The 21,156-nt window shown below is 70.1% G+C and carries 23 protein-coding genes; 10 read left to right on the forward strand and 13 right to left on the reverse strand.

All coding sequences use genetic code 11. The features are described 5' to 3' along the window. Positions 1–277: 277 nt before the first annotated feature. Positions 278–478, reverse strand: coding sequence for a YdcH family protein (locus GXW74_RS26470; protein ID WP_184484565.1), 201 nt, complete (start codon positions 476–478; stop codon positions 278–280). Between the two features lie 189 nt (positions 479–667). Here GXW74_RS26470 and GXW74_RS26475 point away from each other — a divergent pair, with 189 nt between their 5' ends. Beyond that, the gene (locus tag GXW74_RS26475) at positions 668–844 is read left to right on the forward strand and encodes a YdcH family protein (RefSeq protein WP_211849781.1); all 177 of its coding nucleotides are present in this window, start codon (positions 668–670) and stop codon (positions 842–844) included. A gap of 54 nt (positions 845–898) precedes the next feature. Here GXW74_RS26475 and GXW74_RS26480 read toward each other — a convergent pair whose 3' ends face one another. Beyond that, a complete protein-coding gene (locus GXW74_RS26480) occupies positions 899–1,456 on the reverse strand; it encodes a DUF1013 domain-containing protein (RefSeq protein WP_211849782.1) in 558 nt (185 codons plus the stop codon). Positions 1,457–1,564: 108 nt separating this feature from the next. Between GXW74_RS26480 and GXW74_RS26485 the strand changes: the two genes are divergently transcribed. Then, positions 1,565–1,762 (forward strand): DUF1192 family protein, encoded by a 198-nt coding sequence (locus GXW74_RS26485; RefSeq protein WP_211849783.1) that lies wholly within the window; start codon positions 1,565–1,567, stop codon positions 1,760–1,762. Positions 1,763–1,949: 187 nt separating this feature from the next. Here GXW74_RS26485 and GXW74_RS26490 read toward each other — a convergent pair whose 3' ends face one another. Further along, a complete protein-coding gene (locus GXW74_RS26490; protein WP_211849785.1) occupies positions 1,950–2,675 on the reverse strand; it encodes a winged helix-turn-helix transcriptional regulator in 726 nt (241 codons plus the stop codon). A gap of 109 nt (positions 2,676–2,784) precedes the next feature. Here GXW74_RS26490 and GXW74_RS26495 point away from each other — a divergent pair, with 109 nt between their 5' ends. The 4 genes from GXW74_RS26495 to GXW74_RS26510 all read left to right on the forward strand — a co-directional run bounded on the left by GXW74_RS26495 (position 2,785) and on the right by GXW74_RS26510 (position 7,247). Next, on the forward strand, positions 2,785–3,912 hold the full coding sequence (locus GXW74_RS26495) for an acyl-CoA dehydrogenase family protein (protein ID WP_211849787.1): 1,128 nt from the start codon (positions 2,785–2,787) through the stop codon (positions 3,910–3,912). 39 nt (positions 3,913–3,951) lie between these two features. Next, complete coding sequence (locus tag GXW74_RS26500; RefSeq protein ID WP_211849789.1) at positions 3,952–4,416, forward strand: cupin domain-containing protein; 465 nt, start codon at positions 3,952–3,954, stop codon at positions 4,414–4,416. 177 nt (positions 4,417–4,593) lie between these two features. Continuing rightward, positions 4,594–6,099 carry a protein adenylyltransferase SelO gene (locus GXW74_RS26505; RefSeq protein WP_211849791.1) on the forward strand — a complete coding sequence of 502 codons (1,506 nt, stop codon included), beginning with the start codon at positions 4,594–4,596 and terminating at the stop codon, positions 6,097–6,099. A gap of 137 nt (positions 6,100–6,236) precedes the next feature. After that, a complete protein-coding gene (locus tag GXW74_RS26510; RefSeq protein ID WP_211849792.1) occupies positions 6,237–7,247 on the forward strand; it encodes an IS1595 family transposase in 1,011 nt (336 codons plus the stop codon). Here GXW74_RS26510 and GXW74_RS26515 read toward each other — a convergent pair. From GXW74_RS26515 to GXW74_RS26555, 9 genes are all read right to left on the reverse strand, one after another. Beyond that, positions 7,201–7,968: a hypothetical protein gene (locus GXW74_RS26515; RefSeq protein WP_211849793.1), complete on the reverse strand. Its 768-nt coding sequence runs from the start codon at positions 7,966–7,968 to the stop codon at positions 7,201–7,203. The two genes, GXW74_RS26510 and GXW74_RS26515, sit on opposite strands and share 47 nt — an antisense overlap. Positions 7,969–8,254: 286 nt before the next feature. Next, the gene (locus GXW74_RS26520) at positions 8,255–8,722 is read right to left on the reverse strand and encodes an Hsp20 family protein (protein ID WP_211849794.1); all 468 of its coding nucleotides are present in this window, start codon (positions 8,720–8,722) and stop codon (positions 8,255–8,257) included. 232 nt (positions 8,723–8,954) lie between these two features. Beyond that, positions 8,955–9,770 (reverse strand): class I SAM-dependent methyltransferase, encoded by an 816-nt coding sequence (locus tag GXW74_RS26525; protein ID WP_211849795.1) that lies wholly within the window; start codon positions 9,768–9,770, stop codon positions 8,955–8,957. A gap of 7 nt (positions 9,771–9,777) precedes the next feature. Beyond that, the gene (rpmE, locus tag GXW74_RS26530; protein WP_211849796.1) at positions 9,778–10,008 is read right to left on the reverse strand and encodes a 50S ribosomal protein L31; all 231 of its coding nucleotides are present in this window, start codon (positions 10,006–10,008) and stop codon (positions 9,778–9,780) included. 253 nt (positions 10,009–10,261) lie between these two features. Next, on the reverse strand, positions 10,262–10,918 hold the full coding sequence (locus tag GXW74_RS26535; protein ID WP_211849797.1) for an ABC transporter ATP-binding protein: 657 nt from the start codon (positions 10,916–10,918) through the stop codon (positions 10,262–10,264). After that, entirely contained in the window at positions 10,911–11,690 is a 780-nt protein-coding gene (locus tag GXW74_RS26540) for an ABC transporter ATP-binding protein (protein WP_211849798.1), read from the reverse strand. Before GXW74_RS26540 ends, GXW74_RS26535 begins: the two co-directional genes overlap by 8 nt. After that, positions 11,687–12,622 carry a branched-chain amino acid ABC transporter permease gene (locus tag GXW74_RS26545; RefSeq protein WP_211849800.1) on the reverse strand — a complete coding sequence of 312 codons (936 nt, stop codon included), beginning with the start codon at positions 12,620–12,622 and terminating at the stop codon, positions 11,687–11,689. Before GXW74_RS26545 ends, GXW74_RS26540 begins: the two co-directional genes overlap by 4 nt. Continuing rightward, complete coding sequence (locus GXW74_RS26550; RefSeq protein WP_211849801.1) at positions 12,619–13,554, reverse strand: branched-chain amino acid ABC transporter permease; 936 nt, start codon at positions 13,552–13,554, stop codon at positions 12,619–12,621. Before GXW74_RS26550 ends, GXW74_RS26545 begins: the two co-directional genes overlap by 4 nt. Before the next feature lie 13 nt (positions 13,555–13,567). Further along, positions 13,568–14,872: an ABC transporter substrate-binding protein gene (locus GXW74_RS26555; protein WP_211849803.1), complete on the reverse strand. Its 1,305-nt coding sequence runs from the start codon at positions 14,870–14,872 to the stop codon at positions 13,568–13,570. Between the two features lie 161 nt (positions 14,873–15,033). Between GXW74_RS26555 and pdxY the strand changes: the two genes are divergently transcribed. Continuing rightward, positions 15,034–15,882 carry a pyridoxal kinase PdxY gene (pdxY, locus tag GXW74_RS26560; RefSeq protein ID WP_211849805.1) on the forward strand — a complete coding sequence of 283 codons (849 nt, stop codon included), beginning with the start codon at positions 15,034–15,036 and terminating at the stop codon, positions 15,880–15,882. A gap of 106 nt (positions 15,883–15,988) precedes the next feature. On the opposite strand, the gene GXW74_RS26565 is transcribed toward pdxY, so the two are convergent. Continuing rightward, on the reverse strand, positions 15,989–17,566 hold the full coding sequence (locus tag GXW74_RS26565) for an ABC transporter substrate-binding protein (protein ID WP_211849806.1): 1,578 nt from the start codon (positions 17,564–17,566) through the stop codon (positions 15,989–15,991). A 122-nt stretch (positions 17,567–17,688) separates the two neighbouring features. On the opposite strand from GXW74_RS26565, the gene GXW74_RS26570 reads away from it, so the two are divergent. From GXW74_RS26570 to GXW74_RS26580, 3 genes are all read left to right on the forward strand, one after another. Beyond that, the gene (locus tag GXW74_RS26570; protein WP_211849807.1) at positions 17,689–18,690 is read left to right on the forward strand and encodes a TAXI family TRAP transporter solute-binding subunit; all 1,002 of its coding nucleotides are present in this window, start codon (positions 17,689–17,691) and stop codon (positions 18,688–18,690) included. Between the two features lie 34 nt (positions 18,691–18,724). After that, positions 18,725–20,785 (forward strand): TRAP transporter permease, encoded by a 2,061-nt coding sequence (locus GXW74_RS26575; RefSeq protein WP_211849808.1) that lies wholly within the window; start codon positions 18,725–18,727, stop codon positions 20,783–20,785. Positions 20,786–20,900: 115 nt separating this feature from the next. After that, complete coding sequence (locus tag GXW74_RS26580; RefSeq protein WP_211849809.1) at positions 20,901–21,083, forward strand: hypothetical protein; 183 nt, start codon at positions 20,901–20,903, stop codon at positions 21,081–21,083. Positions 21,084–21,156 lie beyond the last annotated feature (73 nt).

Consider the following 21,156-nt stretch of genomic DNA (forward strand, 5'->3'; position numbering starts at 1 on the left):
CCTGCCTCGGGCCGGGAGCGCGAAGCGCGACCGCGCCCGGACTGCCCGTGGCCGCCGGGGCAACAGCGCACGGCGCGCAAGCCAAGCCGGCCCGGAGCCGCCGCTCGACCCGCCAGAGCACCACCCGCCCGACCTCTTTCGGCCCGAGGCCCTGCCTCGGGCCGGGAGCGCGAAGCGCGACCGCGCCCGGACTGCCCGTGGCCGCCGGGGCAACAGCGCACGGCGCGCAAGCCAAGCCGGCGGAGGCCGGCGCCGGCGCCTGAGGACCAACAAAGACTCACGCGATGATGTCGGGGACGAGGCGGCCTTCCAGCCAGGCGATCTCGTCCTTGAGTTTCAGCTTGCGCTTCTTCAGCCGCTGCAGTTGCAGCTGGTCCACCGCGGACCCGTCCAGTCGTGCGATGACGGTGTCGAGGTCGCGGTGCTCGCTGCGCAGCTCGTGCAGGCGGCGCAGCATGGCGTCACGGTCGGCGATCATGGCCGGCGGCCCCGATGCGAAGTTGATGAGTGCATTCCTGCCCGGAACGCCCATATCATGCCATGGCCGGGGCGCGACAGGCCATTCCCGGCGGTCGCACCCCCGGACGTGTCGGGGCCGGTTGCCCGGCCCGCGGCGCGTGCCTCGGCCTCGCGCCGAGGCATCAACCCGGATGAGGAAGCGCAACGCATGCCGCTTGATGCCCGGATCGCATCCCTCGAGGAACGCCATGCCACCCTCGAGCGCCGGATCGTGGAAGAGGACCGCCGGCCCCGGCCCGATGACCTGGAACTGGCCCGGCTGAAGCGAGAAAAGTTGCGACTCAAGGAAGAAATGGAGCGGTTGCGCTCCGCCACCAGACACTGACAGCGTACCGGCGCCGGAGCGGCTGCGCCCGCAGCCACCGGCGCCGGAATCGCCTCAGGCCGCGTCGTCGGCCGCGTGCGCCTCGGCGGGCTCGCCGCCGCCGATGTCGGCGACCGCCGCGTTGAGGTCGCCCTGGCTGCACAGGCCGAGGATCACGGGATCGCGCGGCTTGATGTTCGCGCTGTTCCAGTGGGTCTTGTCCCGCACCTTGGCGATGGTGTCCTTGGTCGTGCCGAGCAGCTTCGCCACCACAGCATCCGGCAGGGCAGGGTAGTTGCGCAGCAGCCAGGCGATGCCGTCAGGCCGGTCATTGCGCTTGGAAACCGGCGTGTAGCGCCCGCCCTTCGCCTTCTGCTTCGGCAGCACGATGGTGCTTTCCTGGAGGGTCAGGCGGGAGGCGGGGTCGGCCTCGCAGCGGGCGATCTCCTCCCGCGTGAGCTGGCCGGAGGCGATCGGGTCGAAGCCGACGATGCCCTGCGCCACCTCGCCATCGGCGATGGCCTGGATCTCGAGCGGGTGCATGCCGACGAAATCGGCGATCTGTTCGAAGGACAGGGACGTCTTGTCGATCAGCCACACGGCGGTGGCTTTCGGCATGAGTGGCTGTGGCATGGCGAAACCTCGAGGGGGGAGGGGCAGGAGCGAACCCCCGCATCGTTGCCGCCCCCTATAATGACGCGGCAGGGCAGGGTCAAAGCCCTGATGTGGAAAGGAAGCCATATGGCCCTGACGGACGAGGAAGAAAACCGCCCCCGCCGGCGAAAGGTGCTGGAACCGCCGCGCTTCGACGGCTGGGACCTGGCGCAACTGCAGGACTACATCGCCGAACTGCGCGCCGAGATCGCCCGCGCCGAGGCGGCGATCGATGCCGGCGCGGCGCAGCGCGCGGCGGCGGAGGCGCTGTTCCGCAGGCCGTAGATGCGCCGCCGGCAGGCGGACCCGCCCGCGGCCCGACGGGCGCCCAGAGACCGTTTGAGAAATCCCGCATCCGCCCGCACCCCCGCTTGGCCGCCCATTCCAGCATGCTGACCTGGGTGGCCGGGTGGGGGTGGGGGCCGATGCCGGACATGGAAATGCGCCACACGGCGCTCTTCCAAACAGATCCTCAGGCCGGTGTCGCCAGTTCGAGCCGGCCCGGCGGCAGCCGCCCGGCGGGGGCAAAGCCGCTCAGTCCGAACCAGGAGGGGAAGGCCGCGACATGCGGCTTTGCGCCTTCGAGCCGAAGCTGGTCCTCCCGCACCGCCTGCGCGATGCCGAGATGGCCGAGCCAGACCTGCGTCAGCACGCGCAGCGCCGCGGTGACGAAGAGCGCGATCTCATGCCCCGGGTCGCGATAGCAGAGATCCACCTCGCCGCGATCGAAGACGAGCCAGTAGCGGCGATGGGTGATCGGCGCGCCGCTCAGGAGGAACTCGACGACGAAGCGCCGGTCGCCCGGCAGGCGGTCGCGCACGATGTTGCGCCGGATGTCCCACATCAGCAGGTCGGGATCGAGGTTCGGCGTCTCGACCAGGCGGTGGCGCAGCCAGCGCTGCGCCCAGAGGCCCATCTGCTCGACGAGGGGGAAGATCTCCCGCCCCGCCGGCGTCAGATGATATTCGAAGCTGCCGGCCGCGGCTTCCCGTCGCTCGACGATGCCGGCGTATTCCAGTTCCTTCAGCCGTCGCGCCAGCAGTGAGGACGACATGCGCGGCACGCCGCGCTGCAGGTCGCTGAAGCGCACGCTGCCGCAATGCAATTCGCGGATGACAAGCGGCGTCCATCGCTGCGTCAGCACCTCGGACGCAATCGAAACCGGGCAGAACTGCCCGTACAGCGTTGCCTGTGCCATGGCCCAGACTACCACGCCCGGCCCGCCGACCCACTGCATATTGTGAAGTGGAAACGACCTCGCCCGCGGCGCACACCACCCCGGCAAGACCATGCACGGGAGACATGCCATGACCCGCTACCTCGACCTGCCGGCCCTGGTGCACATCATCGGGCCGCGCTTTGCCGAAGGCGCCGCGGAGCGCGACGCCGGCGACGTCTTCGTCGATCCCCACTACGACGTGCTGAAGGAACACAAGGTCTTCTCGGCGCTGGTGCCGAAGGAACTCGGTGGCGGTGGTGTGACCCACAGCACCATGTGCGCCTTCCTGCGCGAGCTGGCGCATTACTGTTCATCGACCGCGCTGGCGCTGTCGATGCATCAGCACCTGGTCGCCGCCGCCGTCTACAACCACCGCAACGGGCGGCCGGGGCAGAAGCTGCTCGAACGCGTCGCGGCGTCGGAGGTCGTGCTGGTCTCGACCGGCGCAGCGGACTGGATGGAGTCCAACGGCAGCGTCGAACGCGCCGAGGGCGGCTTCCGCGTCAGCGCGCGGAAACCCTTCGCCAGCGGGTCGCCGCGCGGCGGCGTGCTGGTCACCTCGGCGCCGTACCAGGACCCGCAGGAAGGCTGGCAGGTGCTGCACTTCCCGGTGCCGTTCTCGGCCGAGGGCGTGTCGCTCGCCGACGACTGGCGCACCCTCGGCATGCGCGCGACCGGCTCGCAGACCGTCATCCTCGACAAGGTCTTCGTGCCGGAGGAAGCGGTGGTGCTGCGCCGCGCGCGCGGGCGCTTCCACCCGGCGTGGAACGTCATCCTGACGGTCGCCATGCCGCTGATCATGTCGGTCTACACCGGGGTCGCCGAGGCGGCCGCGGCGATCGCGCGGCAGGAGGCGGCGAAGCGGCGCGACGATCCTTCCGCGCCCTACCTGATCGGCGAGCTCGCGAACGAGCTGACCACCGCGCAGCTCGCGACCGACGCCATGGTGCGGCTCGCCGACGACCTGAACTTCGCCATGGGGCTCGACGTCACCGACGCGATCCTGGTGCGCAAGACGATCGCCGCGACGCATGTGGTCGCGACGGTGGAGAAGGCACTGGAGGCGGCCGGCGGCGCCGGCTTCTACCGCCGCACGGGGCTCGAGCGGCTGCTGCGCGACGCGCACGGCGCGCAGTTCCACCCGCTGCCGGCCAAGCGGCAGCAGCGCTTCACCGGGCGCGTCGCGCTCGGCCTCGACCCGATCGCGGACGCGTGACGGCGCATGCCGGCAACCCCATCCTGCGGGAGAACGACGATGCGGAGCATCTTCCTGGCCTGGGCGATCGGCTTCGGCGGCACGGCCCTGGCGCAGCAGGCATCGCCCGTCGCGCCGATGCACCACGGTGCGCCGGCGCCCGCGGCAAGTGCGGCCGCGCCGCCGGGATTCCGGCCCACCGTGCTGCTCGAAACGCCGCTGCTCGGCACCGAACAGCGCATCTACCGGCTCTACACCATCGATTTCGGGCCGGGCGGCGCGACGCCACGCCACATGCATCCGGGCGACGAGATCGCCCTGGTGACCGATGGCGCGGTGACGCTGGAGATGGAAGGCGAGCCGCCGCGCACCTTCCAGGTCGGGCAGACCTTCCACCCGCGGCCGATGACGCCGCATGTGGCGCGCAACGCCTCGGCGACGGCACCGGCACGGGTGACGGTCAGCAGCATCACCGAGGCCGGCAGGCCGAGCACCATCATGCTGCCGCCGGCGGCGACGAACTGATGCCAGCGGTCGCGAACAGCGGCCGGTGGTAGGAAGGGGATGCGAGGCTCCGCCTCGCGCTCCGCCCGGAGGCGCCGCCCCCGGGGCCCCCGCCAAGGGGACCGGGTCCCCTGGACCTCCATCCGATGGGGGCGGGCCCTTGTGCCGGGGCGTTGGCGGCGCGATCTGCGGGGGGTGATGCCCGATGCACCGCTCCTCGCTCCCGCCCCACCAGCCGAGGCCGGCCGCCCGCCGCGCTTCGACAATTCCTATGCGCGGCTGCCGGAGCGGCTCTTCGCCCGGCTGCCGCCGACGCCGGTGCCGGCGCCGCGCCTGCTGCGGCTGAACGCCCCCCTGGCCGGGGCGCTCGGCCTCGATCCGGCCTGGCTCGCGAGCCCGGCAGGGGTGGCGATGCTGGCCGGCAACGCCATGCCGGAGGGCGCCGAGCCGATCGCCCAGGCCTATGCCGGGCACCAGTTCGGGCATTTCGTGCCGAGCCTCGGCGACGGGCGCGCCATCCTGATCGGCGAGGTGGTCACGCCGGAGGGCCTGCGGCGCGACATCCAGCTCAAGGGGTCCGGCCCCACGCCCTTCTCCCGCCGCGGGGACGGGCGGGCGGCGCTCGGCCCGGTGCTGCGCGAGTACATCGTCAGCGAGGCGATGGCCGCCCTCGGCATCCCGACGACGCGCTCGCTGGCGGCGGTCGCCACCGGCGACTGGGTGATGCGGGATGACGCGCTGCCCGGCGCCGTGCTCACCCGCATCGCGGCAAGCCATATCCGCGTCGGCACCTTCCAGTACTTCGCCGCGCGGCGGGACACGGAGGCACTGCGCATCCTGGCCGACCACGCCATCGCCCGGCACGACCCGGCCGCGGCGGAGGCGGCGAACCCGGCCCTGGCGCTGCTCGACGGCGTGGTGGCGCGGCAGGCCTCGCTGGTCGCGCGCTGGATGCTGGTCGGCTTCATCCATGGCGTGATGAACACCGACAACTGCGCGGTCTCCGGCGAGACCATCGACTACGGCCCCTGCGCCTTCCTGGATGAATACCACCCGGAGAAGGTGTTCTCCTCGATCGACCGGATCGGACGCTACGCCTACGGCAACCAGCCGGGCATCGCGCACTGGAACCTGGCGCGGCTGGCGGAATGCCTGCTGCCGCTGATCGCCGAGGACGAGGACAAGGCGCTGGAGCTGGCGCGGGCGTCGCTGGCCGGTTTCGCGCCGCGCTTCGGCGCCGCCTGGAGGGAAGGGCTGCTGGGCAAGCTCGGCCTGACGGAGGAGGAGGAGGACGACGAGGCGCTGGTGCAGGACCTCTTCACCCTCATGGCCGAGGGCGGGGCGGACTTCACCCTGACCTTCCGGCGGCTGTGCGATGCGGCGGAGGGCGAGGACGCCGCGCTGCGGTCGCTGTTCGCCGAGCCGGCGGCGGTCGATCCGTGGCTTGTGCGGTGGCGCGCGCGGCTGGCGCGGGAGGGTGCGGGCCGCGCCGCGGCGATGCGTGCGGTGAACCCGGCCTATATCCCGCGCAACCACCTGGTGGAGGAAGCGATCGCCGCTGCCGTGCAGCGCGACGACCTGGCGCCCTTCGAGGCCCTGCTGGCAGTGCTGGAGCGCCCCTTCGAGGATCAGCCCGGCCGGGAACGCCATGCCGAGCCGCCGCGCCCGGAGGAACGTGTCCTGCAGACCTTCTGCGGGACGTAGGGCAGATCCCGATCGGTGGATTCACCTGATCGGGTGAAGGTGTTCGTAAAATCAATTACGCTGTTCTACTTAGGTGTGGATAGGTCCAGATCGCAACAAATCGGTTCGCAGAATGGGGCTCATGAGACACTATCCTGATGGAATTTCAGAGGTTTGAAGCCCTCAAGACCGCGATCCGCACCGCCTCGCCGGATCAAGTCCTCGACCTCGAAATCCTCATCCAAGCCGTCGTCTCGGAACAGCTTGGCGCCGTCTCCCTCGCCCGGCGCACGCAGGCCCTCGTCCAGTCGCGCACCTGCCCCCATTGCAAGGGCACAGACGTGGTTCTCCACGGCAAGGACATGGACGGCAGACAGCGGTTCCGCTGCCGCGCGGTGGATTGCCGCCGCACCTTCAACATCCTCACCGGCACGCCGATGGCGAGGGCACGCAAGCCCGAGAAGTGGGGCCGCTATCTCGGCTGCATGAACGACCACCTTTCGGTGCGGCGGATCATGGAGACGCGCATCGGGCTTAACCACAAGACCATATGGCGCTGGCGGCATCGGTTCTTGAAGGCGGCAGCCAACGACAACACGCCCGTCCTCTCGGGTGTGATCGAAGCCGACGAGACGTTCTTCGTTAGGTCGTTCAAGGGCGACCGAGGCTGGAAGAAGGGGCGCCCTCCCGAACTCCGCGCAGCGCGTCCTTCGGGATGGGGCGCGCTGACGCGCGGGTTGTCACACGCACAGGTGCCGGTGCTGACGGCGCTGGATACGGGTGGGGGCATCTACGAGGCCATTCTTGGCTCGCGCTACGCCATTGCGGAGGCGCTGGAAGGCCGGATCGCGGCGGGTTCGGTCCTGTGTTCGGATGGGCAGCAGGGCTACGTGAAGGCGGCGGTGAAGGCCGGTGCGGAACACCGTCGCGTCGTGGTCACCACTGTCACCAGCAGTGCCGCGAAGGCCATCGTGGGGCCGACCAAGCCGCGTCGGAAGGGCCGTCTCGGGTTGGGCCGGGTGAACGCCCATCATGGGCAGATCAAGGTGCTGGTGAACGGGCGTTGCCGAGGGGTAGCTACCAAGTATCTCGGCAACTACTTCGGCTGGCACGGGGCGATGGTTAAGGAGGCTGCGGGGACGGCGCTGCTGGATCGCTCTCTCCTCTAAGGCGGGCTCTGATGCGCTCAGGCAGCCTTTCCGCAAACATGAGAGTAATCTGCCTCGCGTCTTCCAGAACCTCTACCAGTTCTTGAAAATTGAGCTTGACACTGGACCCATTACTTTTGTCCGTGCTTTCGATTCCATCGTTAACAAACCAAATAGGAGACGATGGCGGCGTATTGCCAGCAACCATGGCTTCCTCCACATCTTCGTCAAAATGCTTGACGCGGTTGTGGATCATCCTGAGCCGGTCAAATACTGCGTTTGGCGCGTAAACGATGTTCCTGCGATTGACCGATGATACGTCCGGAACGGGAATTCCAATTGCGTTGAAGTGACGAACCCACATGTTGAGTGCAAGATAAACGCTCGAAATGCATGTCTCGAAATATTGAACTGCCTCGGCATGTGCCTGCAAGTTGTCCGCCTTAATAGGAGAATTCACGAAGTCAATCAGGAACCGCCGGCCGTTGACGTAGGCAGCAATCGCCTCTGATGATCGGCGGCATACTTGAACAATGGCTGTGCGCTGAGCGTCATTCTTAACTGGCAGATTTCCGAAGACGCCTTCAAACATCAACCGCCCAATGGGATTGGCGAGTGAAATGATTTCAGGCGCGCTGCATGAGATCAGTGCCGACAATCGAGGAGCGACGAACCATTCAAGGACGACAATACCGAAGCTTCCTTTGCCGATGGAAGCCGATTTCACGGTGGGTGTGGACATGGTGTGAGGTTTATAGTGACGCAGGAGGGGAGGTCAAAATCTTTGAGCCTCTATCCACACCTAAGTGGAACAGCGCAAAATCAATCAGTTAGAGCAGATCCCGATCAGGTGCAGTCGCCTGATCGGGTGAAGATGCTCGCAAGGACGATAGGCCAGGGCGGTTGGCGTGAGCCGAGGCGAACGCAAACCGCTCCCGGGAGGTTGTAGCGAGCCAGGGCGAACGAAGGCCGCTCTGGCTCGATGTCGGGAAGGTCCCGGGGGAGGTTCCCCTCCCCCGGGAGTCAGGTCAGGCCGCCTGCGCCGGCGTGGCCTCGCTGGCCAGTGCCGGCCGGGAGCCCTGGATCTGGATCCGGCGCGGCTTCAGCGCCTCCGGCACCACCCGCTTCAGCGCCACGTGCAGCAGCCCGTTCGCGAGGTCCGCGCCCTCGACCACGATGTGGTCGGCGAGGACGAAGCGGCGCTCGAAGGCGCGCCCGGCGATGCCGCGATGGAGGAAGCGGCGGCCATCCTCCGGCTGGGCCTGGGGCCGGCCGGCGATGGTCAGGGTGTTCTCCTGCGCCGTGATCTCGATGTCGTTCTCGGAGAAGCCGGCCACGGCCATGGTCAGCACGTAGCTGTCATCGCCGGTCTTCTCGATGTTGTAGGGCGGGTAGCCGTTGCCCTCGGAGACGGTCCGCGCGTTGTCCATCAGCCGTGCGAGACGGTCGAAGCCGATGGCGGTGCGGAAAAGGGGAGAGAAGTCGATCGCGTTCATGGAACCTCCTGCCTCAGCAAGGTTCGTTGCGGGGCGGATCCGGGCTCATTGGGCCCCAGAGGGCGACCCTGCCGTTCCGCGCCGGCGGCCCCGTGCAGGGCACCGTCGGCCCCTTGGAGATGGAGCAGGAGATGGCCGGTTCAAGGGGAGGGCGGACCGGAGGGGCGCCGCCCCTCCGGACCTCCCCGCCAGGGGGCGACGGCCCTCTGGACCACGGAACTCTGGCGCTTGGTCAGCGAAGCGGTTTGCGGGCGCGAAGGATCAGGAACAGCGGGGCGATGCGGGTGTCGGCGATGGTCGGGACGCGGGCGGCCAATTCGGGCTCGGCGATCGGTTCCTCGGCGGCTTCGAGGTGGAGGCCGGTGCACGCGACGGCATTCAGCCACCAGGCGAGGCTGCGGTCGAAACGCGGCACCTGGAAGGGCGGGTAGGCGTCCCGCAAGGCGGGCGGGGCGCTCGAGAAACGCCAGCGTTCCACCGTGCCGTCCGGGAGCGTGGCCTCACGCAGTTCGATGGCGTAGGCGGTGCCCTCGGCGTCGCGCAGGACGCGCCGGCCGGGGCCCGTGTAGCTCGGATGCAGGATGGAGAACTGCAGGAAGCCGCCTGGGCGCAGGATGCGCGCGGCCTCGGTCAATGCCCGGTCGGGGTGCGGCACGTCCATCAGGCACATGAAGGATGTGGCGAAGTCGAAGGTGCCGTCCGGAAAGGGCAGGGCCAGCGCGCTGCCCCGGACGAAGCGGATGCCGCGCGGGTCGGCGGCTTCGGTCGCCGCCGCGGCGGCGAGGAAACTCGGTGCCACGTCCAGCGCGGTGATCCGGGCGCCCCGGGCGGCGACGGTGCGGCTATTGGTCGCCTCGCCGCAGCCGATGTCGAGGCCACGCAGGCCTCCGACCGGCGGCAGGATCCGCAGGAAGGCGGGCGTGTTCAGATGGTCGCGGTAGAGATCCCAGCCGGCGCGCGAGAGCGCGATCCAGGCGGGCGCATTCGCCTCCCAGAGGCGGGCCACCTGGGCGGGGTCGGTCGCGACCTCCTCGCCGCCCAGGGGCATGGAAGGATCAGGCCTTCTTGCGCACGCCGATGCCGGCGAACTTCTTGTTGAACTTCGCGATCTGCCCGCCGGTGTCGATCACGCGCTGCTGCCCGGTCCAGGCCGGGTGCGACTTCGGATCGATGTCGAGACGCAGCGTATCGCCCGCCTTGCCCATGCAGGACCGCGTCTTGAACTCGGTCCCGTCGGTCATGATGACCGTGATCTCGTGGTAGTCGGGATGGATATCGGGCTTCATGGGCTGGACTCGCGACTGAACGCCCGACGATGCCGACCGGCGGGCAGGGAAGGGCGCGTATAGGGGAGAGGGGGCCAGCTTGCAACCGGCCGGCCCCGGTTCCGCTCCGCTGCCCCGCATCGATCCGGTTGCCCTCCGGATCGGGGAAGACGGAGGCCCGCTGGCCGTAGCCCCTGTCCCGCAGCCGCTTGATGACCAGCACCCCGGCCGCCTGGCGGACGGCGTGCTCATGCCCGGCCGGCCGCAAGCCGGATCAGTCCGCCGCGATCTCCCCGCGCTCGATCACATAGGTCTGCTCGACCAGGGGGCGGAGCAGTTCCGGGTTGGATTCGGTGATCAGGATGGCGACGTCGGGCAGGGCGGCGCGCAGGCGCTTCAGCGCCTCCGCGTAGCGCAGGGCCAGGGCGGGGGCGAGGCCCTGGAAGGGTTCGTCCAGCAGCACCGCCTTGGTGCCGACCATCAGCGCGCGGCCGAGCGCCACCATCTTGCCCTGCCCGCCCGACAGCCCCGCGGCCTTGCGCGGCGCCAGGTCGCGCAGTTCCGGCAGCAGGGAATAGACCCGCTCCAGCCGCCGCCGCGTCTCCTCCGCCGGCAGGCGCAGCACCTGCGCGGGCAGGAGCATGTTGTCCTCCACCGTGAAGGAGCCGAACAGGCGCCGCTCCTCGGGCGCATAGCCGATGCCGTGGCGGGGGCGATGATGCGGGGGCAGGCGCGTCTCGTCCTCCCCGTCGATCATCACCTTGCCCGAGGTGGCGGTGACCAGGCCCATCAGGGTGCGCAGGGTCGTGGTCTTGCCCGCGCCATTGCGCCCGATCAGCGCCACCCGCGCGCCGGCGGGGACCGTGAGGGAGACCTGGCGCAGCACCGGCACCCCGGCGATGGAGACGGACACCCCGGAGAGTTCAAGCATGGGGCGCCTCCGGCGTGGCGGGGTGGCGTTCGATGCCGATGACGTCGCGCTGCACGGCCGGGTCGGCGAGCACTTCCTGCGGCGGGCCGAGGGCCGCGATGCGCCCCTGGCTCCAGACCGCGACGCGGTCGGCGAAGCGTTCCACCACATCCATGTCGTGCTCGACGAAGACCGCCGTGACCTTGGCCTCCCGCAGCACGCGGGCGAGGGTTTCCACCACCGCCATCTTCTCGGAGGCGGCGACGCCGGAGGTCGGCTCGTCCATCAGCAGCAGGCGGGGCCTGAGCGCCACGGCCATGGCGATGTCGGCGAGCTTGCGCGCGCCCTCGTTCAGCGCATCGGCGCGCGTGCCGGCGATGGCGGCGAGGCCGAAGCGTTCGAGCAGGTCGTGCGCCTCCTCCCGGTAGCGGGGGCGGCGCAGGGGCGCGAGCGGCGACCAGATCCCCTCGCGCGAGGCCACCGCGAGGGCGAGGTTCTGTTCCACCGTGTGTTCGAGGAAGAGCTGCGGGAGCTGGAAGGACCGCGCGATGCCGAGCTTCACGATCGCGCGCGGCGCCATGCCGGTGATGCGCCGGCCCTCGTAGGTGATCTCGCCGGACTGCGGGCGCAGGTAGCCCGTGGTCATGTTGATGAAGGTGGTCTTGCCGGCGCCGTTCGGGCCGATGATGGCGAGGAACTCGCCGCCCATCACCGCGAGGTCGATGCCATCCGCCGCGCGCACGCCACCGAAGGCGAGACGCAGGCCGGCGGCCTGGAGCAGCACCTCGCTCATCGCCCGCGCCCCCCGGCCAGCCGCCCGGCCATGCCCCACAGCCCGCCCGGGGCGAACAGGATGACCAGCAGCAGCGCCGCACCCAGGATCATCTGCCAGGCATCGGCGAAGGAGGCGGCGGCATAGACGCGGATCAGCTCATAGGCCGCGGCACCGAGGAACGGCCCCAGCACCCCGCCGGCGCCGCCGAGGATGGCGATGAAGACGAGTTCGCCCGAGGCGGTCCAGTAGGAGAGCAGCGGCGTGACGTGGCGCGAGGTCATGGCGATCAGCGCGCCGCCGATGCCGCCCACCACGGCCGATATGACATAGGCCGAGAGCAGCACGCCGCGCGCCGGCACGCCCATGAATTCGAGCCGCGTCTCGCGCGTCTTGATGCCGGCCAGCGCCTCGCCCATCGGGGAGGACAGGTAGAGCCGCAGCAGGATGCCGAGGCCGAGGGCGAGGGCCAGCGCGATGCCGAAGATCGCCCATTCGTAGGCGACGCGATCGAGCGCCTGGCCGGCGACGGGCATCACCTCCACCCGGATGCCGTCGCTGCCGCGGGTGATGTGGTAGAGCTTCTCGAGCAGCGAATAGAACACCATGCACATCGCCAGGTTCAGCATGCCGAAGAAGATCTGGCGGTAGCGGGCGACGAACAGGCCGATGAGCAGGCCGAGCAGCCCCGCGCCGACGGCCGCGGCCGCCAGCAGCAGCACCGCGTCGTTCAGCCTGGGTGCGAGGAAGGCGACGACATAGGCGCCGAAGGCGACATACAGCGCGTGGCCGAAGGAAACCTGGCCCGCGCGCAGCAGCAGCATGATGCCGAGCACGGCGATGCCCTTGGCGAGCGCGATGGTCAGCACGAAGCGCAGCCAGGGCGCGGCGATGGCGGCGGCGATCATCGCCGCGGCGAGCAGCACCGCCAGGATGGGTTCGATCTTCCTCATACGCGCCGGGTCTCGGTCACGCCGAACAGGCCCTGCGGGCGCACCAGCAGCACCAGCACCATGATGATGTAGGGCACCACGACTTCCAGCTCCGGCTCGAAATACACGGCGATGGACCGGCCGAGGCCCATCATCAGGGAGGTCAGCGCCGCGCCCTCGATCTGGCCGAGGCCGGCGGTCGCCACCACGGCGAAGGACAGCACGATGGTCTGCGCCCCGATGCCCGGCACCAGCGCCGCGGTGGGCGAGGACAGCGCCCCGCCGAGGGCCGCCAATGCGGCGCCGAAGCTGAAGGTCAGCAGGTAGATGCGGCTGGCGTCGATGCCCATCGCCGTCGCCGCCTCGCGGTCGGTGGTGACGGCGACGATGACGCGCCCGGTCAGCGTCCGGCGCAGGAACCAGGCGAGCCCGACCAGGGTGACCACGGCGAAGCCCGGCAGGACGAAGAGCTGGTAGTTGGTGAAGGGGATGACGTCGCCGGCGAAGGGAATGTCGATGGTGCCGAGCAGCGTCATCGCCGTGTCGTGGTGGATCGGCTGTACGCCCCAGACCAGCTTCTGCACGTCCTCGAGGACCATGAAGAGGGCGAAGGTGACGAGAAGCTGCACCACCTCCTCCTGCGCGTAGATGCGGCGCAGCAGGAAGCGTTCGATCAGCGGGCCGAGCACCGCGCCGACCAGCGCGGCGGAGACCACCAGCGCCGGGATCGAGGCCCAGCCCGGCAGGCCGAGGCTGGCCAGGAAGATGCCGATCGAGGCCGCGGAATAGGCCCCGATCGCATAGAGCGAGCCATGCGCGACATTGACGATGCGCAGCACCCCGAAGACGAGGTTGAGCCCCACCGCGACGAGGAAGATCAACCCCGCGGAGGACAACCCGTCCAGCAGGGCCAGGCCGAGAAGAAGGCCATTGTCCTGGAACCACTCGGCCATGGCGCGTGCCGCCTCAGATCGAACGGCCGGCTTGCTGGATGAAATCCGGCGTCAGCGTCTTCAGCCAGTCGGTGCTCTTCTGCCCGACGGGCGCCGAGACCTGCGCGCCGGGGAAGAGCATCATCTCCTTCGGCACCGAGAAGGGGAACCGCTCGTTGAAGGAGGACAGGCCGACGATCTGGTCCTCGAGCCCCTGGCCGTCCTCGCGCAGCGTGATGGTCGAGGTGGGGGTCGGGAAGGTCAGGCCGCGGAAGGCGTTCGCCAGCTCGGCATCGGAGGGCCAGCCGCCGTTCTTCGCCGCGACCGCCTTCTCCAGCCCCGCCTTCAGCGCCCACAGCGCCTGCGCCATGTGGTGGCAGGGATAGATCGGCCACTCGTTGAAGCGCTGGCGGTAGGCGTTGACGAAGGAGGCGAAGAGCTGCGGGTTGGCCGGTGCGGGGTGGTTGTTCCAATGATCCCCGCGCGTGCCGATGATGTGTCCTTCCGGCATGGAACGGCCGAGGGCCGGCAGCGAGGCTTCCGCCACCGGCAGCACGAAGGTGCTGCGTTCATGCAGCCGCCGCTCGGTCGCCTGGCGGACGAAGGTGACGAGTTCGCCGCCCCAGGAGGTGGAGTAGATCACGTCCGGGCGCAGCGCGAGCAGCCGGGTGATCTCGGTCGAGAAGTCGGTCGAGCCGAAGCGGGGGAACATCTCGGCCACCACGCGCACGCCGGGCTTCAGGGCGTCCATCGCCGCCTTCCACAGCTCCCAGGAGTCGCGGCCCCAGGCGTAGTCCTGGTTGATCACCGCGAGCGTGCGGATGTTCGGCTTGGTCTTGAGCAGGTACAGCAGCGGCGCGAGCACCTCCGGCGTGCCGTAGCCCTGGGTGCGGAAGGCGTAGTCCCAGCGGTTCTCCTCGAAGATCCGCTGCGTGCCGCAATCCCACAGGATCGTGAGCTTCTGCAGTTCCCGCGACAGCGGCGTGCAGGCGAGGCAGGAGCCCGAGGAGATCGACTGGAACATCGCGTGCACGCCCTCGGACTGCACGAGGCGGCGGAATTCGCCGACCAGGTGGTCCGTGCCGGGGGCCTCGTCGACGAAGATCGGGCGCAGCGGGACGCCGGCGATGCCGCCTGCGGCGTTCATCTGCTCGACGAGCAGCTCGCAGGCCTTGCGCGACGGCACGCCGAAGACCGAGGCCGGACCGGAGAGGAAGGTGGTGACGCCGATCTTGAACTCGGCCGGCTTCTGCGCCGGCTGGGCCGAGAGCGTGGCGGGCAGCAGCACGGTGCCGAAGCCGGCGGCGAGTGCCTCACGACGCGTGAGCGATGCGGTCATTCCGGTTCCCTCCCTCAGGGGTTCATTCCCCGGGTTGGGCCCCCGGGCTTCGTTGTCAGCATGGACGGGTCTTGCCGGGCCGCGCAAGCAGGGGGGCGGCGGATTGACCCGACCTCGGCCGCTTCCTAGCGTCCGCGCCCTTCAGCGCGGCGGATGCGGACATGCCCTCGATCCTCTCGATCCAGTCCTGGGTGGCCTACGGCCATGTCGGCAATGCCAGCGCGATCTTCCCGCTCCAGCGCCTCGGCGCAGAGGTCTGGGGCATCCACACCGTCCAGTTCTCCAACCACACCGGCTACGGCGCCTGGCGCGGCCAGGTCTTCGGCGCCGAGCTGATCCGCGACTGCGTGACCGGCATCGAGGAGCGCGGCGCCCTGCCGCGCTGCGATGCGGTGCTGTCGGGCTACATGGGCTCGGCGGAGATCGGCGAGGCGATCCTCGATGCCGCGCGCCGCGTGAAGGCGGCGAATCCGGCCGCGCTGTGGTGCTGCGACCCGGTGATCGGCGATGTCGGCCGCGGCGTCTTCGTCCGCCCAGGCATCCCGGAATTCATGCGCGACGAGGCGCTGCCCGCCGCCGACATCGTCACCCCCAACCAGTTCGAGCTGGAATGGCTGACAGGGACCGGGGTGCGCACGCTGGAGCACGCCAAGGCGGCGGTGACGGCGCTGCAGGCGCGCGGGCCGCGCTGCGTGCTCGTCACCTCGCTGCACCTCGACGACACGCCCGAGGGCGAGATCGGCATGCTGGCGGGGGAGGGCGGGCGCTTCTGGCGCATCTCGACGCCGATGCTGCCGGTGTCGGTGAACGGGGCGGGGGATGCGATCGCGGCGCTGTTCCTGTTCCACAGGCTGCGCGGCGGAGCCGATGCGGCGCTCGCCGCCGCCGCGTCGTCGGTGTTCGGGCTGCTGCGGCGGACGGCGGAGGCCGGCTCGCGCGAGATCCTGACGGTCGCGGCACAGGAGGAATTCGTCGCGCCGTCGCGGATGTTCGCGGCGGCGGCGTGCTGAACGGGGGAGGGCGCCGCCCTCCCCCGGACCGCCACCCGCCAGGGGCCGAAAGGCCTCTGGACACCGGGAACCGGTCGGCCGTGCCGGGCGGCGCCCCGGGCCGGTGTCACCCGCGCCGCACGTTGATCGGCAGCGCCATGCCCTTCTGCACGCCGCCGATGTCGCGCCGCCAGGCGCTGTCGATGAAGTACTGCCCGAGCGGGATGAAGGGCAGGTCCCGCCAGAACTGCGCCTGGATGCGGCGGGCGATCGCCTGCTGCGCGGGCAGCGGGCCGGCGGCGAACCACTCCTCCCGCAACGCCTCCAGCGCCGGGCTGGTCGGCCAGCCGAACCAGGCCTGGGCGCCGTTGGCCCGCAGCAGCGGGTGCTGGCCGGGATTGGCGAGGTCGATTCCGCCGAACAGCACCACCAGCGCATTCCAGCCGCCGCGATCGGGCGGTTCGCGGTTGGCGCGGCGCTGCAGCACGGTGCCCCAGTCGGAAGTCGCACTTTCCGCATCGAGGCCCGAGCGCTTCAGCGCATCCGTCAGCACGGTGGTGAGGGTATTGTTGTTCACCACGTCGGTCGGATGCAGGACCGTCACCTTCTGGCCCGCGTAGCCGGCTTCGCGCAGCGCGGCGCGGGCGGCGTCGGTGCTGCGGGGGCCGGTCAGCGCGGACAGGCCCTCGTCGTTCGCCAGCGGCGAGGAGGTCGGGAAGACGCCGACGCCGTCGCGCCACAGGCTGCGGTCGTTCCCCATGATGGCGGTCATGAAATCCGCCTGGGTCACGCTGTGCAGCAGGGCGCGGCGCACCGCCGGGTTGTCGAAGGGCGGATGCAGGTGGTTGAACCGCAGCATCGCCATCAGCCCGCCGAAATCGACGCGCTCCAGCACGATGTCGCGGTGGCGGCGCATGACCGGCCGCAGGTCGGGGGCGACCTGTTCCCACCAGTCGATCTCGCCGGCCTGGATGGCCGCGGCGGCGGTGCCGGCATCGGGCATGATGTGGAACTCGACGCGCTCGAAATGCGCGAGCTTGGCGCCGCCCAGCAGGCTCGGCGCGGCCGGGGCGGGGCGATAGCCTTCGAAGCGCCGATAGACGGCGCGTGCGCCGGACAGCCTTTCCTCCGCGACGAAGCGGTAGGGGCCGGAGCCCACGACCTCGGTGAAGGGCCGCGCCGGATCGACCTCCGCGAAGCGCTGCGGATAGACGAAGCACGGGTAGGAGGACGGCTTCGCGAGCGCGTCCAGCATCGGCCCGAAGGGCGTGCGCAGGCGGATCTCGAAGCGGCGGTCGTCGAGGGCGCGCATCCCGGCCAGGCGCTCGGTCAGCGACTGGCCGAGCGAATCGCGCAGCGCCCAGCGGCGGATGGACGCCACCGCATCGGCCGCGCGGATCGGCTCGCCATCGTGGAAGCGGATGCCTTCGCGCAGGGTGAAGACCCAGCGCAGCCCGCCATCCTCCTGCGCATGGCCCTCGCAGAGCTGCGGCCGCGGCACGAAATCCGCATCGAGCCCGTAGAGCGTGTCCCAGCACATGTGCCCGTGGTTGCGCACGCCGTAGGAGGTGGTGGACATCGGATCCACCGTCGTGACGTCCGCCTGCGGGATGAAGCGCAGCGCATGCGCCGCATTCCCCTGCGCGAGCCCGGGCCGGGCGAGGAGCAGGCCGGCACTGCCGGCGAGGATCGATCTTCGCTGCATGACTGCCTCCGGTTGCGGATGCGGCGAAGCCTCGCACCGCCGCGCGCAGGCTGCCAAGCGGCGTTGCGGCATCGCGGCAAGCCTGTTCTTATGTGGCGGTTCGGAGGCTAAGGAGGCTGGGAATGACCCTGTTGATCGGGCGGCGAGGAATCGCGCGCGGCACCCTCGGCGTGGCGCTCGCCACGCCCTTCGTCCGCACCGCCACGGCGCAGACGACGCTGGAATGGGTGGCGGGCTCCGTCGGCGGCGGCTGGTACACCATGGCGGCCGGCCTCGCTTCCCTGATCCGGGAGGAGAATCCGGACATCCAGATCCGCGTCGTGCCCGGCGGCGGGCTGGCCAACCCCACGCGCATCAACAACAACCAGTCGCAGATGGGCTGGGGCATCGATGCCTTCTCGGCCTCCGCCGTGCAGGGGATCGAGCCCTACACCGCGAAGCACGAGAAGATCCGCAGCCTCGGCACCGGCTATTCGCCGACCGAGCACCACTTCCTCCGCCACACCGGCGCGGGGCCCGAGGACATGCGCGCGATCCTGACCCAGCGCGGGCTCAAGATCGCGGCGCCGCAGCGCTCCAGCACGGACGAGATGACGCTGCAGCGCATCCTGCGCTTCCTCGGCACCTCGCCCGACAAGATCCGTGCGGAAGGCGGGCGTTACCTCAACGGGTCCTATGCCGACATCGCCGCGGCCTACAATGACGGGCAGGTGGACTACCTCTACGTGGCGCTGGCCAAGCCGGCGGCGATCATGACGGAGATCGCGCAGGGCCGCCGCGGCGGCCGCATGGTGGCCTTCCCGCAGGACATCCGCGACCACCTGACGCAGCAATACGCCTATGCCCAGGGCATCCTGCCGGGCGGCACCTATCCGCAGCTGATGACCGGCGACGTGCCGGTGACGATGATGGACAGCGTCATCCTGGTGCACGAGAGTATCCCGGCGGACGTCGTGCAGAAGATCACGGCGACGCTGATCAGGAACAAGGGCCAGCGGCTCGCGACCATCCACGCCAGCATGGCCGGATGGACGCCGGAACAGGCCGTCGGCTACCGCGGCGTGCCGTTCCATCCGGGTGCGGCCGCCGCCTTCCGCGCGGTCGGCGCGAGCCCGCCGGCCTGACGCCGGCGCGCCGCGACGGGACGGGGAGAGCGCGGTGCGCGAGCTTCCGGCATGGCTCAGGGGCACGGTCACGCTGTGGCTGGCCTTCTGGGCCGCGGTCCATCTCTATTTCGGCGGCTTCGGCTTCCCCGAGCCGATCGAGATGCGCAGCCTGCATCTGCTCGTCTTCACGCCGCCGCTCTTCCTGCTCTATCCGGCCTTCCCGAAGCGCTCGCCGATGCGGCGGCCGAGCGTGGCCGACTGGGCCTGGGCGGCGGCCTCGGCGGCGCCGCATCTCTGGGTCTTCGTCTTCGCCGCCGCGGTCTCCGACCGCATGGAGTATGTGGATCCCTTCACGCCGACGATGATGGCGTTGGCCATCATCTGCATGGTGACGATGCTCGAGGCGATCCGCCGCGCGGTGGAACCGGGCCTCGCCTGGATGGTGGCGATCTGCCTGCTCTACATGTTCTTCGGGCACCACCTGCCGGGCGTGCTGAACACGCGCGTCTTCACCGCCGCCGAGATCATGGAGGCCGCCTGGCTGGTGCCGACGGCGGGCGGCGTCTACGGGCCGCTGACCGGCATCGTCGCCACCACCATCGCGGTGTTCATCCTGTTCGGGTCCTTCATGCAGGGCAGCGGGACGGGGCGGCTGTTCTCGAACCTCGGCGCCGTCGCGGCGGGGCGCTACACCGGCGGCCCGGCCAAGGTGGCGGTGATCTCCTCGGGCCTGTTCGGGACCATGAGCGGGTCCTCGGTGTCCAACGTCATCACCACCGGCGCGATGACCATCCCGCTGATGGTGCGCATCGGCTACAGGCCGGCGGTCGCGGCGGGGATCGAGAGCGCGGCCTCGGTCGGCGGCGCGCTGATGCCCCCGGTGATGGGCGCGGCCGCCTTCGTGATGGCCGAGATCACCAACATCCCCTACGGCGACATCCTCGTCGCCGCGGCGATCGGCGCGGTGCTCTACTACTTCGCCATCGTCGCCGCCGTGCATTTCGAGGCCAAGCGCGCCGGCATGAAGCCGATGGCGCTGCAGGACATCCCCGCCTGGCGGGAGGTCCTGGCGGACCTGCACCTGGTGGTGCCCATCGGCCTGCTCGTCCACCTGATGATGGAACGCTGGAGCGGCAACTACGCCGCCTTCTGCGCCACGCTCGCCATGGTGGCCGTGTCGTGGCTGCGGGCGCGCACCCGCATGGGCTGGCGCGAGATCCTCGACAGCCTGACCAATGCCGGGCTGACCATGGCGCCGCTCGCGGTGTCCATCGCCGCATCCGGCGTGGTCGTGTCGGTGCTGACGGCGACCGGCATGGTCGTGGCCTTCGGCGGCATCATCAAGGAACTGGCCGGCGGCAACCTCGGCCTGCTGCTGCTGCTGCTGTGCCTGACCGTGCTGGTGCTCGGCCTCGGCATCCCCACCACGCCGTCCTACATCATCGCCGCGGCGATCGGCGTGCCGCAGGTGCTCGAACTCGGCCGCCCGCTCGGCGTGGACATGATGCAGGCGCATCTGTTCATCTTCTATTTCGCGGTCATCGCCGACGCGACGCCGCCCGTGGCGGCCGCCGCCTTCGCCGCCGCGGCCATCGCCAAGGCCAGCCCGACCATCGCCAGCCTGCATGCCTCCCGCTTCGGCATCGCCGGCTTCACCGTGGGCTTCGCCTTCATCTACGACCCGGGCATCATGCTGCGCGGCGGACTGGTCGAGATCCTCACCGCCACCTCGATCCAGGTGGTGTCGCTCCTGCTGATCACCGCATCCTATGCGGGCTATCTGGTCCGGCCGATGGGACTCCCGCTGCGCCTGCTGCTCGGCGGCATCGGCCTGTTCGGCGCCTTCGGGCACATCGCGCCGGACATGCTCCGGCTGACCGTCACCGCCACGGCGCTGTGCGCGACGGCCGCGCTGCAGACCATGATCACGAGGAAGGATTCGATGATACGACCGGTCGTGGTGCTGGCGGGCCTTCTGCTGGCGCTGCCGGCGGTCGCGCAGGACGTGGCGCCGCAGCAGGCGGGGCCGACGCCGTCGGCGATCCGCGCGCGCGGCGAGTTCAACTGCGGCGTCTCCACCGGCGAGCCGGCCTGCAGCCCGCCGGTCCGCTGAGGCGGTTCCCCCGGCGATGTCCGGGGGCCGTCCGGCCTTCGGACGAACCGGCCGCGTGGGTATCAATCCTCCGGCCCAAACCTGCGAACGCATTCACAATTCGGGAGAAGCCATCATGAAACGGACCGTCCTGACCGCTCTCGCACTGCTCGCGGCCGGGTCCGCCGTTGCGCAGACCGCGCCCGGTCCCACCCTTGCCACCATCCGCGGACGCGACGCCGTCATCTGCGGCGCCCATCCCGGCGCGCCCGGATTCAACGTGCTCGACAGCCAGGGCGTGCATCGCGGCCTCACATGAGGGGTTCAGGTCAAGGTGCTGATGATCTGCGGAGGGTTGTGGCGTGCAGATCGGACGCCCCGCCGCTGGCGGG

This window comes from Neoroseomonas eburnea, from assembly GCF_018129005.1.
Classification (GTDB): Bacteria; Pseudomonadota; Alphaproteobacteria; order Acetobacterales; family Acetobacteraceae; genus Neoroseomonas; species Neoroseomonas eburnea.